At 43.4% G+C, this 14,765-nt stretch carries 12 protein-coding genes; 1 reads left to right on the plus strand and 11 read right to left on the minus strand.

Translation table 11 applies throughout. The annotated features are described in order from the left end of the window. Nucleotides 1–218: 218 nt before the first annotated feature. From RYO92_RS01045 to rplM, 7 genes are all read right to left on the minus strand, one after another. Nucleotides 219–1,163: an AEC family transporter gene (locus RYO92_RS01045; RefSeq protein WP_315369192.1), complete on the minus strand. Its 945-nt coding sequence runs from the start codon at nt 1,161–1,163 to the stop codon at nt 219–221. A gap of 15 nt (nt 1,164–1,178) precedes the next feature. Beyond that, nucleotides 1,179–2,801 carry a malolactic enzyme gene (locus RYO92_RS01050; protein WP_315369193.1) on the minus strand — a complete coding sequence of 541 codons (1,623 nt, stop codon included), beginning with the start codon at nt 2,799–2,801 and terminating at the stop codon, nt 1,179–1,181. Nucleotides 2,802–3,016: 215 nt separating this feature from the next. Beyond that, nucleotides 3,017–4,627, minus strand: a complete 1,611-nt coding sequence (locus RYO92_RS01055) for an oleate hydratase (protein ID WP_315369194.1) — start codon at nt 4,625–4,627, stop codon at nt 3,017–3,019. A gap of 25 nt (nt 4,628–4,652) precedes the next feature. After that, nucleotides 4,653–4,946 (minus strand): hypothetical protein, encoded by a 294-nt coding sequence (locus RYO92_RS01060; RefSeq protein ID WP_315365850.1) that lies wholly within the window; start codon nt 4,944–4,946, stop codon nt 4,653–4,655. 125 nt (nt 4,947–5,071) lie between these two features. Beyond that, nucleotides 5,072–5,686: a TetR/AcrR family transcriptional regulator gene (locus tag RYO92_RS01065; protein WP_315365851.1), complete on the minus strand. Its 615-nt coding sequence runs from the start codon at nt 5,684–5,686 to the stop codon at nt 5,072–5,074. A 555-nt stretch (nt 5,687–6,241) separates the two neighbouring features. Then, nucleotides 6,242–6,634 (minus strand): 30S ribosomal protein S9, encoded by a 393-nt coding sequence (rpsI, locus tag RYO92_RS01070; RefSeq protein WP_314965796.1) that lies wholly within the window; start codon nt 6,632–6,634, stop codon nt 6,242–6,244. A gap of 13 nt (nt 6,635–6,647) precedes the next feature. Continuing rightward, the gene (rplM, locus tag RYO92_RS01075; protein WP_007156835.1) at nt 6,648–7,076 is read right to left on the minus strand and encodes a 50S ribosomal protein L13; all 429 of its coding nucleotides are present in this window, start codon (nt 7,074–7,076) and stop codon (nt 6,648–6,650) included. Nucleotides 7,077–7,583: 507 nt separating this feature from the next. Between rplM and glmS the strand changes: the two genes are divergently transcribed. Then, on the plus strand, nt 7,584–9,452 hold the full coding sequence (gene glmS, locus RYO92_RS01080; protein WP_315369195.1) for a glutamine--fructose-6-phosphate transaminase (isomerizing): 1,869 nt from the start codon (nt 7,584–7,586) through the stop codon (nt 9,450–9,452). A gap of 409 nt (nt 9,453–9,861) precedes the next feature. Here glmS and RYO92_RS01085 read toward each other — a convergent pair whose 3' ends face one another. The 4 genes from RYO92_RS01085 to RYO92_RS01100 all read right to left on the minus strand — a co-directional run bounded on the left by RYO92_RS01085 (nt 9,862) and on the right by RYO92_RS01100 (nt 14,461). Beyond that, nucleotides 9,862–10,956, minus strand: a complete 1,095-nt coding sequence (locus RYO92_RS01085; RefSeq protein WP_315369196.1) for a sugar kinase — start codon at nt 10,954–10,956, stop codon at nt 9,862–9,864. A gap of 282 nt (nt 10,957–11,238) precedes the next feature. Further along, on the minus strand, nt 11,239–12,048 hold the full coding sequence (locus tag RYO92_RS01090; protein WP_315369197.1) for a flagellin N-terminal helical domain-containing protein: 810 nt from the start codon (nt 12,046–12,048) through the stop codon (nt 11,239–11,241). 425 nt (nt 12,049–12,473) lie between these two features. After that, a complete protein-coding gene (locus RYO92_RS01095; RefSeq protein WP_315369068.1) occupies nt 12,474–13,283 on the minus strand; it encodes a flagellin N-terminal helical domain-containing protein in 810 nt (269 codons plus the stop codon). Nucleotides 13,284–13,651: 368 nt separating this feature from the next. Then, entirely contained in the window at nt 13,652–14,461 is an 810-nt protein-coding gene (locus RYO92_RS01100; RefSeq protein ID WP_315369197.1) for a flagellin N-terminal helical domain-containing protein, read from the minus strand. Between the last annotated feature and the right edge of the window lie 304 nt (nt 14,462–14,765).

The following is a 14,765-nucleotide window of genomic DNA, read 5'->3' on the forward strand; positions in this document are numbered from 1 at the left end:
CTATAACACAAGATATGCGCTTTAGACTATCACTCATTCATTATTAATAGAGTAAAGATTTTGTCAGTTGATAAAGAAATAAAATCTTTACTCTATTTTTTTATAAAAAAGGTACAGATGCGAAATCCATCGAATCTGCACCTTTTTACTATAATCTGCTTTCACAATCTTTTTACACTAAACTTATTGATATGATCAATTTTTTTATCTATGAAATACTAACCCAATAAAGTAACAACAATCGGAACGACAATTATAAAGAGTATAGTGCTCAATGTCACAACATTTGTGGAAAATTCCACATCTCCATCTCCCTGGTTCGCTAAAATTGGGAGTACGGCTAAGGCCGGAGCTGCCGATTGTACTACAAATGTATTAAATTCTTTTGTCGCCATGCCGGAGGCTGCAAATTTTAAGATAAAGTACATTGTAGCAGGTGCCAAAATAAAGCGTCCTACCAATGTGACAATGGTATCGGTGTCAAAACGAATGGTCTTCAATCCCGCCTTGGCTAAGACAATTCCAATATATAGCAGAGACAAAGGCGTCACTATATTTCCGATGTAAGTCAAGGTGTTTGTTGCAAAACTTGGTACCGGAATTCGCAAAATTAAGAAGATCAAGGCAACAAGGAAACCAACAAGGGGAGCAGGGAAGAGTTTCTTCCAATTAAATTTAGCTACTTGCTTACTTTTCCCTGACTTACTATCTGTTGTCATCAGATAAACACCTAAAGTCCATGTAGAAACCGTATTGGTGATATAGTAGATGAGGAAATAAGGCAGTGCCTCATCACCGAAAAGAGCAATATTTAAAGGCAGACCAATAAAAATGGTATTCGCATTGACAAAGGTATTAATCATCGTACCACGGCGCCCGGGGCGAATATTAAATATTTTTACAGCCGCAAATGCAAAGATATAGCCTAAAATACAAGCACCAAAGGTATAAATCATACCACCGGACAGACTAATCAACTTATCCAAAGTCAGGTATTTCAGAACAGATACAAAGATGGAAACAGGCATTGCGACATTCATAATCAGCTTAGATAAATTACCGCCAAAACTATCGTCAAACCATCCTCGTACCTGCAAGAAATAGCCCAAAATGATAAGGACTATAATGGGAATAATACTTTCAATTGAAGTTAAAAAAACCATATCCCATACCACTTTCTAGTACTTTGGATACCACTTAAGTTCACTAATAGCTTTCTTCATATCGCTTTCTTGACTTTGTGCCAATCCCTGCTCTTGCGCTTTTTTAGCAACCGCTTCCGCTACTTTACTTGAAACTTCTGCCACATAAGCAAATGGCGGCAAGACAGGTGCACCCGGTTTACCTGAATCAACTATACCGCTCAATGAATGTGCTGCTGCACCAATCATTTCATCTGTCAAGATCTTAGCTTCTGAAGCAAGCATTCCAAGTCCCAGACCGGGATAGATAAGAGCATTATTAGCCTGACCAATCTGATAAGATACCCCTTTATAATCCACATTGTCGGAAGGTATTCCTGTCGCTACAAAAGCCTTTCCATCAGACCACTCAATCAAGTCTTTAGCACTTGCTTCAGCCAGCTCAGTTGGATTACTCAGCGGGAAAATAATTGGACGCTCGGTGTTTTGACACATAGCCTCAACAACCTCTTTTGTAAAGGTATTAGCTTGTGTTGATGTTCCTACCAAGATTGTCGGTTTAACCGTCTTTACAACTTCAAGCAAGTCTGTTAGCTTGTCAGCATTAGCAAAGTCAGAACGCTTCTTTGCAAATGGACGTTGCTCAGGTGTCAAATCATCCATGTCATCAAAAAGAAGACCTTGTTTATCTACCATAAAGAAACGTTTGTAAGCCTCTTCTTCTGAGAGTCCTTCTGTAATCATTTCACGGAGAACACGTGATGCAATTCCTGCTCCTGCCGTTCCACCGCCAAAGCAAAGATATATTTGGTCTGTTAATTTTTCACCACTAATATCTAATGATCCGTAAATACCACCAAGTGTGACAATACCTGTTCCTTGGATATCATCATTGAAAGTAGGAATTTTATCCTTGTACTTGTTGAGAATATTGGCAGCATTTAGACGACCGAAATCCTCCCAGTGTAAGTAGAGCTTAGGGAAAAGTCGTTCAGCTGTTTGTACAAACTGATCAATAAAATCATAATAACGGTCTCCACGTACACGCTCATGGCGGTTCCCAAGATAGTTAGGATTTTCCAGCAATTCTTTACGGTTAGTTCCGGCATCAATGACCAAAGGTAAAACAGTTGCAGGGTCAATACCGGCTGCTCCTGTGTAAACCATAAGCTTTCCAACTGAAATATCCACACCATTGGTTCCCCAGTCACCAATACCTAAAATTGCTTCTGCATCTGTCACAACAATAAGTCTAATATTACGGTCTCCGGCCGCATTCTTAAGGGTAGCTTCTATATTTTCAGGGTGGTTAATGTCTAAATAACCTGCATATTGCGTATCAACAAACAAATCACTGTAATTTTCAATCGTAGTTGCAACCGTTGGATCATAAACAATCGGATTGAATTCGGCAATGTGTTGGCTAAAAAGATAGTAAAACAAGGTGCGATTAGTATTGAAGATTTCCATCAAGAACAAACGTTTTTCCAGGTTTGTTGCTTTTTTAGAAAAATGAGCGTAGGTTTGTGCCGCTTGCTCCTCCAAAGTTTGCACATAAGGTGGCAAAACTCCAACTAGGCCAAGTTCTTTACGCTCTTCAAGAGTAAAGGCAGTTCCCTTATTTAAAAAGGGATTATTCAAAATATCATATGCATTCATAATATAAGCTCCTTTGATTTTGTGTACTCATTATAATAAAATTATATATCGTACATAATATTTTGTATCAGATATGATGGAGTAAGATGGAATAAACTTACTGTCAATTAGCGAGCTCGAGAGGAGGGTACGGACAGACAGGTTATTTACCATTTAACAACGAAAAGTGCCTGCCATAGCCGATTAATACTTACTGGCAAACACTTTTTCCTGCCTCATACTATTTCAAATATGACACCAATGCCGCAAGGATAATTCTTACGTCGTATTGGATTGGCTTGACAGGGCAGACATCTCGTTTCATGCCTAAAAGCTTGTAAACCGCCATTCGTGCAGCTCTTACGGAGTATTCCTCGGTAAACACGCAGTCTTCCGGAATCTCGCAATATTGTCCGGTAAATCCAAGATTCGTGCTCCCTTCCGGCACGACATCGGGCCGGTCGCCTGCGGAACGCGCAAGAAAATGTGCATTCGTATACGGCAGCATAACCGGGTATTGCGGCAACAACCTCGTCCCGGCACTTCTGGCGGGTATCGTCATCCATTGGCAGGCTCATCAATATCTCATCCAGTATTTCCAGTCCCGTGCATTCGTATTCAGGCTTTCCTGTGAAACGTCCCGGCTCATCGGTATAGAAGGCGCACATCCACAGGAACGAATAATCCTCCGGCTGATTTTCAAAATAAGGCGGGAGCGGAATGCGTAGCTCCATATGCCAGGGAGAGCCCGTAAAGGAAGTCAGGAGCCCCTCCCCCGTCTTGTTGTGGGTGTATTTTTCCATCCAGTCCATGAAAGTGTTCCCGTGGAAGGTGCAGTTGAATGTCATCCACTTTGACTTGTCAGGGTGTGCGAAGAACTTGTCAGGGTTGCCAAGCACCGGTTTCTTTGCAGCAATGTTTTTCCACAAGTTAGCGCTCATTGGGTAAGAGTCATCAATGCCCGCAGCCTTTTCAGCATTCCCGAAGGTGGCATTGTCGGTCATACATCCTAATGTAACGATTACCTTGTCATTTTCATTCAGTTTTATATAATCCTTTTTATCGCCATGTACAACATGTAGCCCGGTAACCGTAATCCCGTCACCATCGGCAAAATCCATGTCGGTCACCACTGTGTTATAAACAAAGTCAACCCCCGCATCCATAAGCACCTTAAGCAGCGGCGTGATTATGCTTTCAAACTGGCTGTTCCTCGTCAGGGTTACTCCGCTAGCAGTATTTATCCTCGTGATGAGATGGAAAAAGCGTGTCAGGTAGCGCTTAAATTCTATAACGCTTGACCATGGCTGGAATGCGAAAGTGCCTTCGTATATGTACCAGAACGGGGTTTTAAAAAAGTGCGGGCTTACGCCGAACCAATCCTCAATTGTAAGGTCGTCAAGCTCGTTTTCGTCTGCCTTGAAAAGACTAAGCACAAGCTTCAGCTCCTGTTTGTTCAGCCCGTAACTGGAAGAATCCATTATTTCCCCGTCAGCATCAAGCAAACGAGCCTTTGCCTTGCAAGGCTTTGTGGACGAGAATTCAAACATATCGTCTGTCACACTGTTGCCCGGATTCGTAAGGGAAGGGATGCTAGACATGATATCCCAGAAGTTTTCATACGTCTGCTTATTGAACATCCTCTCTCCGCGGCATATCCAGCCATGCTCCGGATCTCCACAGGCATCATTTGACCCGCCTGCCACGGGCAGCGCCTCTATAATATGGATGTCCTTTCCTTCAAAGCCGCAGTCCCTTAAAAGGTAAGCGGCACCCGTCAGGCATCCAAGCCCTCCGCCAACAAAATAAAACTGGCAGTCATCCTGTCTTTTATAATTTCCTAACATAACAAATCTCCTTCTTTCTTTTTTCTTATTTCCTTATTCCGTTAAGTGCTAAGTCGCCCTTCTTGGTTTTCGCAATGCCTGACAGCTCATCCCCGTTTACGCTGCCGCTGCATACATAATCCGTCTTTCCGACGGAAGTTTGTATTTTTCCTTTAAAATTAAAATTTTTGCCATCCGTTGTTCCCGGCTCAAATATATTTTTCTTCCCCATTACAACCAACGAACCGTTAAGCGTGCCATCATTACTATGAAGAATTAATTCCCCGTTTTTAACGCCCAATGGAGTACGCATCCTGACCTGGTAAGTCCCGTCAACCATATGACTACCTCCTTTCCCTTTGCTGGTTCTAAAATAAAACATCGGGAGTTTAATAACAACGAACAAAACAGCCCATATGTCAGATATCTGACATATGGGCTGTTTTGTAAGGTTTTTGCATATTTTTATGAAGTGGAGCGTCTGGCGGAAATACTATTTGTTCCCAGGTTCTTTTCCGCACTTCTTTGCAGCGCCGCCATGATATTGCCATGCATAGCTATCTCCAGCAGCTTAATCATTTCCTCCGGGGCATACGGCTCCCCTTCAAGCATCCATGTCACGAGGCAATTGACCAGCGCCTCGGTATAGAACTTGCCAATAAAATCCGCATGTTCCTTATCGGCGGGAACATCCTGCAAAATATTGTTTATAAACGCCATCATTATTGCGCTCGTGCCATCATAAAGCATTTTCTTAAGAAGGTCCTTTCCAATGCTGTTATATGCGCACAAGCAGATTTTCCTATTGTCATGTACATACCTGAAAATCGACAATATGCCATCGTCCCAATCTATGCTGTTTTCACTGGCTTTAAGGAGTTCCAGTGCTTCTGACTCGAACGTCCATTTCATAAGGTCGTACATGTCCTCGAAATGATAATAAAAGGCGGACCTGCTGATATCACAGTCATCGCTTATGTCCTTGACGGTAATCTTGTCAAACGCCTTTTTCTTCATGAGCCCCTTCAATGAGCTTGCAATCCTTTCCTTTGTCAGATAGGATATTTTTTCGTTTTTCATCCGTATCTCCTTATATTAATTATTCCGTGGCAAAAATTTTTTATATCCCCCTGAATAAACTTTTATTACAAAACCGGCATAAGATATATTACATTGGAAAATTTATATTTTAATATAATATATTTCCCTCCCAATGAACATCCGAAATTGCATTGATAAATTCAAGCATTCTATGGATGTCATGTTTCATAGTCAGCGAATTGACAGGCGGACGCAATCAGCAACCGGAGGATGGCGGCGACAAAACATGCCGTGAACTTGCTATGCAAATTCACCCAACTATCCATGCTTAACTATACCCTAAGAGGCAAGATCTTGCCACAGGAAAACCCTTGCAGATTCCCGCGCAAAAGACTCCCCAAAAACTTTGAGAGTCCCATATACAACATATGTCCTTTCTTATCTCTTGCTGAACTGTACGAGCGATGAGTAAGATGCCCTTTGGCATCTTACCGCGAGTAGTTGCGAGCCTTGGGCGAGCAACTCGCAAGTTTACGGGATAAGAAAAGACTCCCCAAAAACTTGGGGAGTCCCACATACTGAATATGTCTTTTCTTATCTCTTGGAGAACTGTGGAGCACGACGAGCTGCCTTCAATCCGTACTTCTTTCTCTCCTTCATACGAGAGTCTCTGGTTAAGAAACCGGACTTCTTTAAGACAGGACGGAAATCGCTATCCATCTCGCAAAGTGCTCTTGCGATACCGTGACGAATTGCACCGGCCTGACCTGTGGTTCCGCCACCCTTAACGTTTACAAGAACATCCAACTTTCCTTCGTTCTGTGTTGCCACAAGTGGCTGACGAACGATGGTCTTCAATGTCTCTAATCCGAAATACTCGTCGATAGAACGCTTATTTACGGTTACCTTTCCTGTTCCTGGCATGATATATACTCTTGCTACAGAGCTTTTTCTTCTGCCTGTGCCGTAATTTCTGTTTGTAGCCATTTTTTATCCTCCCTTAGATTGATAGTGCAACTGGCTGCTGAGCCTGGTGCTTGTGATCCGGACCAGCATACACGAAAAGCTTCTTGTACATCTGTCTACCTAAAGGACCCTTGGGAAGCATTCCCTTAACGGCAAGTTCAATAACCTGCTCCGGCTTGTTTGCTCTCATATCTCTCAAAGAAGTTTCCTTCATGGAACCAACATAACGAGAGTGAGTACGATACAGCTTCTGCTCCAGCTTCTTACCGGTAACGGTAATCTTCTCTGCGTTTACTACGATAACATAGTCACCACAGTCTAAGAACGGAGTAAATGTGGGCTTTCTCTTTCCACGAAGTACTGCTGCGATCTCTGATGCAAGACGTCCGAGTGTCTTCCCCTCTGCATCTACTACGAACCACTTTCTCTCAATAGTAGAAGCCTTTGCTACGTATGAATTCATAACAACCTCCTATGTGTAGGCTACTTACTCTGGTCCAGTCAAGGGACTGATTTCAGTATTTAATGTAGCCCGGGCATTTGCCCTGCTTCTGTTCCGCTGTAATAACAGCCTTATCACTTTATAGAATTTCCCTTGTATTGTCAAGGCTTTTCTGCATTTTTCCGAGGATTTTCCAAGGATTTCCTAACGGTGCACATCCCTGCTTTTCTTTACGACAATTTTAGAAATATCCTCCGGAAAAAGAATTTTTCTTTAAATTTTGCAAAAAAGCATTCCCAAGTTCTTTTTCACCGTGCTATCATAGCACAAATTTTTCTTTCTGAGGAAAAAAGAAAAATTAGCGCCAGGGCTCGGAGAAATTCCAAGCTGACGAGGTAAACAGTAATCGAAAGATTCGGCGGATGCTGTTTCGGAGTAGTGCATCGTAAGGGAAAGAAAAAAAGCGAAATCAAAATCGTAACAAAAGCTTTCTCCGCACCGAAAACAATCAAATAGGAGGAATTTACAATGTGCGGTATTGTTGGTTTTGTTGGGCAGGGGAATACAAAGGATATTCTTCTGGCCGGTCTTTCCCGTCTGGAATACAGAGGCTATGATTCTGCGGGAATCGCTTTGTACTCTCAGCCTTTCACTATGGTCAAGGCTGTAGGAAAATTAGAAGAATTAAAAAAGAAGGTTTCAGCCTCTAAGGACTGCCAACTTCCCTATTCTATGGGAATAGGACATACCCGTTGGGCCACACACGGTAAAGCCAGTGAAAAAAATGCCCACCCCCACCTGTCCATGCATAAGGACGTGGTGCTGGTGCATAACGGTATTATCGAAAACTTCGCAGAGCTTAAGACTTTTTTGCAGGAACAGGGCTATAGCTTCTACTCCGACACGGATACGGAGGTGGCGGTAAACCTGATTGAATACTATTACCGGAAGGATAAGGATATTTTAAAGGCTCTCTTCTCCGTACAGAAGGAATTAAAGGGCTCTTATGCCTTTGCCATCATGTTTCAGGAGGATGATAAGACCCTTTATACTATGCGTAAGGACAGCCCTTTGATTGTGGGAAAGGGGGAAAATGCCTTCTATCTTGCTTCCGATGTTTCCGCCTTTTTGGATTATACCAATGAAATCTATCCTGTGGAAAATCGAGAGATTCTAAGCCTTTCCGAAAAGGAAATCCATATTTACAATAAAAATGCAGAAGAAGTACAGCGTTCCTCCACTATTGCAGAGCTTAGTCAGAGCCAGATTCATAAGGGAGAGTATCTGCATTTTATGGAAAAGGAAATCTTTGAACAGCCTAAGGTTGTAAAGGATACCCTGCTCTATGCCTGCAATCAGAAAAATGAAGAGCCTGCGGAAAATGAGGAAAATCCGAAATTCTCCTATGAAGCCTTCTCTATGACGGAAAAGGATTTTCAGGAGATTTCCAGAGTCCGGGTAATTGCCTGCGGTTCCGCCTACCACGCAGGCTGGGTTTTAAAATCCGTCTGCGAAAGTCTTGCCAGAGTTCCGGTGCAGGTGGAGCTGGCCAGTGAATTCCGCTATAACCACCCTATTTTGGAAAAGGGCGAACTGGTTATCAGTATCAGCCAGTCCGGAGAAACTGCGGATACCTTGGCTGCCCTAAAGGAAGCCAAGAAATTAGGGGCGAAAACCCTTTCCATCGTAAATGTGAAAGGCTCTGCCATTGCCAGAGAATCCGACTTCGTCTTTTACACCCAGGCAGGCCCGGAAATTGCGGTAGCCACCACCAAGGCTTACAGCTGTCAGCTTGCGGCAGGCTACATTTTCTCCCTGCTTTTGGCTAAGGCAAAGGGAAAAATCAGCAAGGAAGAGACTCGAAGCTTAACAGAAGAGCTTTTCCTTCTTCCCGGAAAAATTCAGCAATGTCTTTCCTTTGATCAGGAAATCCTGCCTATGGCAAAGGAGCTAAAGGATGCGGACAATATTTTCTTCCTGGGAAGAGGGCTGGACTGGGCCATCTCCATGGAGGGCGCTTTGAAGCTGAAGGAAATCAGCTATATTCACTGCGAAAGCTATAGTAGTGGAGAATTAAAGCACGGTACCATCAGCTTAATCGAAAAGGGCAGCCCGGTTATCGGTCTTCTTTCTCAGGAAGAGCTTGCGGGAAAGAGCATTTCCAATATCCATGAGGTACGAAGTCGCGGAGCCAAATGCTTTGCTATTAGGATGGAAGATATTGCTATCGAAGAAGAGGACTTTGTGCATAATCTTATCTTGCCAAAGACTCATCCGCTCTTTGCCGGAAGCCTTTTGGTGCTTCCGTTACAATTCCTCTCCTATCAGGTCAGCCTGTTGAAGGGCTTCGATCCGGATAAGCCCAGAAACTTGGCAAAGTCCGTGACAGTGGAATAAAAATGGAGCTGTAACAGAAAAGAATATATTAATTTTTGCAGTATAGGTCTAAAATCGGGGCACGCTCTCGCTAACCTCGCCCAGCAGGGGATACTAAGCGAAAAACTTCATGCTATTCGTTTTTCGCAAGTACCCGCGGGCTCAGATTGCCCCTATTTTAGACCTATACTGCAAAAATTTACACCAAACTCTGATTGTATTGCAGTTCCTTTTTATTTCCCTGATATTCTCACTTAGCCCACCTAATGGGCAGAGTTCTAAGCGAGGAACTTCATGCTATTTGTTTTTCGCAAGTACCCGCGGGCGAACTTAGCGAGAGCGTGCCCCGATTCAAAATTTCTATGGCGGCTAAACTTTATTTTTTTATCTTTTATTTCTCTGAAAGGACTACACCAAGCCCCGGCTTATCCTATCGAAGCACTCTGGCGCCGGAGCCCTTCATCAGTGCCTCCACTTCTTCTTTTCTGGCCATGGTGGTATCTCCCGGTGTGGTCATGGCTAGGGCACCGTGACAAACCGCATATTGGATGGCAAGGGCAGGATCTCCCTTTTCCATTAAACCGTACAAAAGACCTGAGGCAAAGGAATCTCCTCCTCCCACACGGTCAAAGATTTCCAGCCTGGGGAAGGACATTCCCTCATACACCTGACCCTCTGCATAGCAAATGCCGGACCAGTCATTTACCGTAGCACTGTGCACGGTTCGAAGACTGGTAGCCACCACCTTGAAATTGGGATAAAGCTTAGCCAGCTCTTCCTGCATTTTCCCATAGGCCTTAGGATCCAAATGCTTTAAGTCCTTCTGCCCCTCCACGCTAAGTCCAAGGCAGGCGGTAAAGTCCTCTTCATTTCCCATCATAATATCCACGAACTTAGCCGCTTCCCGGTTCACTTCCCGGGCCTTCTCTACGCCGCCGATAGCATCCCACATGGAAGGACGGTAATTTAAGTCGTAGGAAATTACCGTGCCGTGCTTTTTCGCCGCTTCCATCACCGCCAGCATGGTTTCTCCTGATTGCTCGGAAAGAGCCGCATAAATTCCACCGGTGTGGAGCAGACGAACCCCCAGCTCCCCGAAAATCTTATCCAAATCAATATCTTCCTTCTTCAGCTTGGAAATAGCAGTATTTGCCCGGTCGGAACAGCCCTTGGCACCTCTTACTCCGAAGCCACGCTCCGTAAAGTTAAGACCGTTTCGGCAGCTCCGTCCGATTCCATCCGTCTTTGCCCAATGAATAAAGGACGTGTCCACACCGCCCTGCAGAATAAAGTCTTCCACAAGGTATCCGATTTCATTTGCCGCAAATGCCGTAATTACCGCAGTTTTCAAAGAGAAACAGCGTCGAAGTCCCCGCACCACATTGTACTCTCCGCCGCCTTCCCAAACCTTGAATTGTCTTGCGGTACGAATCCGTCCTTCTCCCGGATCTAAACGAAGCATAATTTCTCCTAAGGAAATGGCGTCGTAAGCGCAGTCTTTTTTCTCTCGAAATGATAAAGCCATAAGGGTTCCTCCTCTATCTTCTGTCCAAATGCTCCTTCCTACTCTAACATAAAAACGCAATGGCTCACAGAAGGCTTTTTCACCATACTTTTCCTTACGGTTTTAGACATTTTTCCTATGGTCTTAGACACTTTTCCTATTATCTTATACATTCTTTCTGTTGTGGCAGACTCTATTTTATCTTATCCGAGCGCTTCATTTACAGCACAAAAAAACCGGAGCCCCTACCGGCCCCGGTTTTCCTTGTTTTTTGAAAGTATTTCCTTGCTTTCTTAGAAAGTCTTATCTCAGAAGAGAAAGAACTCCCTGTGGCTGCTGGTTAGCCTGAGAAAGCATAGACTGTGCAGCCTGGTTAAGAATGTTATTCTTAGTGAAAGCTGCCATTTCCTTAGCCATATCCGTATCACGGATTCTGGACTCAGCTGCAGTCATGTTCTCGTTAGTGGTCTTAAGGTTGTTGATGGTGTGCTCAAGACGGTTCTGAGATGCTCCAAGCTTTGCTCTGTGAGTAGATACCTTGTTGATAGCCTCGTTGATCTTTGTAATAGCAGCATTAGAGTCAGATACTGTAGATACTGAGATTGCGCTGATTCCTAAAGATGCGGAATCCATCTTTGCAGCAGTAATTTCCAAAGTCTCTCCGGAAGTTGGTCCAATCTGAACAGTGATGTTAGAGGTAGAAGCGATTGGCTTCACACCGTTGTAGTCAGTGGTGGAAGAAATTCTGTCGATTTCTGCCTTTAAAGCAGTAACCTCTTCTCCGATAGCTGCACGAGCGGTACTGTTGTAGGTTCCGTTAGCAGACTGGGTAGCCAGAGTTACCATACGCTGTAACATAGAGTGAGTCTCTGTTAAAGCACCTTCAGCAGTCTGGATTAAGCCGATTGCATCACTTGCGTTTGCAGAAGCCTGATCAAGACCGTTGATCTTGGAACGCATCTGCTCGGAAATAGCAAGACCTGCTGCATCATCTGCAGAACGGTTGATTCTATAACCGGAAGACAGCTTCTCCAAGTTCTTCTGTCCGTTAGAAGCGTTAGAAGAAAGGTTTCTGTAAGCGTTGTTTGCTGCAATGTTGTGTTGAATAACCATAGTAATATCCTCCTGATTTCGGCATGCCAGAACCTCCCTGTCCTATGCTGGGACTTCTTCTCCGGCGCCAGAGAAAAAATCTTTTTTTCGCCTTTTTCTTGTCTTTCGACTGATTTTTTGCCTTTTGGCTCTTACGATCCGAAGACCAATGTTCCCTTCCTAAGGAAGAGACTTATGTAGCAAGTTTTTTTGTTTTATTTTTGCTACAGTATATATATCGGAGGTAAATATTAAAATATAAGTATGTATTTGAAAAACTTGTGTTTTAATTACATTTTTTCTTTTCTCTTCCCATACTAATGTTCCGGCAAGATTCATGCCTTCCGAACAGTAAAAATCCGTTTTATTCTATAAGTAAAAAAAGACCGAAGCCTTCGCTCCGGTCTTTTTCTTTTTGACTTTTTCAGTAGCTTTCTTAGAAAGTCTTATCTCAGAAGAGAAAGAACTCCCTGTGGCTGCTGGTTAGCCTGAGAAAGCATAGACTGTGCAGCCTGGTTAAGAATGTTATTCTTAGTGAAAGCTGCCATTTCCTTAGCCATATCCGTATCACGGATTCTGGACTCAGCTGCAGTCATGTTCTCGTTAGTGGTCTTAAGGTTGTTGATGGTGTGCTCAAGACGGTTCTGAGATGCTCCAAGCTTTGCTCTGTGTGTAGATACAGTGTTGATAGCCTCGTTGATCTTGGTGATAGCAGAGTTAGCATCAGATACTGTAGACACTGAGATTGCACTAACACCTAAGCTGGTTGCATCCATCTTTGCAGCGGCAATCTCCAAAGTCTCTCCGGAAGTTGGTCCAATCTGAACAGTGATAGCGGAAGAAGCACCGATTGGCTTAACACCGTTGTAGTCAGTGGTGGAAGCAATTCTGTCGATTTCTGCCTTCAAAGCAGTAACCTCTTCTCCGATAGCTGCACGAGCGGTACTGTTGTAGGTTCCGTTAGCAGACTGGGTAGCCAGAGTTACCATACGCTGTAACATAGAGTGAGTCTCTGTTAAAGCACCTTCAGCAGTCTGGATTAAGCCGATTGCATCACTTGCGTTTGCAGAAGCCTGATCAAGACCGTTGATCTTGGAACGCATCTGCTCGGAAATAGCAAGACCTGCTGCATCATCTGCAGAACGGTTGATTCTATAACCGGAAGACAGCTTCTCCAAGTTCTTCTGTCCGTTAGAAGCGTTAGAAGAAAGGTTTCTGTAAGCGTTGTTTGCTGCAATGTTGTGTTGAATAACCATAGTAATATCCTCCTGATTTCGGCATGCCAGAACCTCCCTGTCCTATGCAAATCTCCTTTTCCGGCGCCAGAGAAGAAGAATTTTCTTTGCCTTTTCTTGTCTTTCGACTGATTTTTTGCCTTTTGGCTGTTACGGTCCGAAGACCAATGTCCTCTTCCTAAGGAAGAGATGTTTTGTAACAAGTTTTTTTGTTTTATTCTTGCTACAGTATATATATCGGAGGTAAAAATTAAATAATAAGTATTTTCCCGAAAATTTTTTTCAAAAAATTTTTATACAATGCGCTTATTTTTTTTATACCAAAAAAGACCGGAGCTTTCGCTCCGATCTTTTTCTTTTTGCATTTTCAGTAGCTTTCTTAGAAAGTCTTATCTCAGAAGAGAAAGAACTCCCTGTGGCTGCTGGTTAGCCTGAGAAAGCATAGACTGTGCAGCCTGGTTAAGAATGTTATTCTTAGTGAAAGCTGCCATTTCCTTAGCCATATCCGTATCACGGATTCTGGACTCAGCTGCAGTCATGTTCTCGTTAGTGGTCTTAAGGTTGTTGATGGTGTGCTCAAGACGGTTCTGAGATGCTCCAAGCTTTGCTCTGTGAGTAGATACCTTGTTGATAGCCTCGTTGATCTTTGTAATAGCAGCATTAGAGTCAGATACTGTAGATACTGAGATTGCGCTGATTCCTAAAGATGCGGAATCCATCTTTGCAGCAGTAATTTCCAAAGTCTCTCCGGAAGTTGGTCCAATCTGAACAGTGATGTTAGAGGTAGAAGCGATTGGCTTCACACCGTTGTAGTCAGTGGTGGAAGAAATTCTGTCGATTTCTGCCTTTAAAGCAGTAACCTCTTCTCCGATAGCTGCACGAGCGGTACTGTTGTAGGTTCCGTTAGCAGACTGGGTAGCCAGAGTTACCATACGCTGTAACATAGAGTGAGTCTCTGTTAAAGCACCTTCAGCAGTCTGGATTAAGCCGATTGCATCACTTGCGTTTGCAGAAGCCTGATCAAGACCGTTGATCTTGGAACGCATCTGCTCGGAAATAGCAAGACCTGCTGCATCATCTGCAGAACGGTTGATTCTATAACCGGAAGACAGCTTCTCCAAGTTCTTCTGTCCGTTAGAAGCGTTAGAAGAAAGGTTTCTGTAAGCGTTGTTTGCTGCAATGTTGTGTTGAATAACCATAGTAATATCCTCCTGATTTCGGCATGCCAGAACCTCCCTGTCCTATGCAAATCTCCTTTTCCGGCGCCAGAGAAGAAGAATTTTCTTTGCCTTTTCTTGTCTTTCGACTGATTTTTTGCCTTTTGGCTGTTACGGTCCGAAGACCAATGTCCTCTTCCTAAGGAAGAGATGTTTTGTAACAAGTTTTTTTGTTTTATTCTTGCTACAGTATATATATCGGAGGAAAAAATTAAATAATAAGTATTTTCCAAAAATTTTTTCACGTTTTTTTCAAAGCCATTTCAAGGCTCTTTAAACAATGAAA

The sequence above is a fragment of the Oribacterium sinus genome, from assembly GCF_963553175.1.
GTDB classification, from domain to species: Bacteria; Bacillota; Clostridia; order Lachnospirales; family Lachnospiraceae; genus Oribacterium; species Oribacterium sinus_B.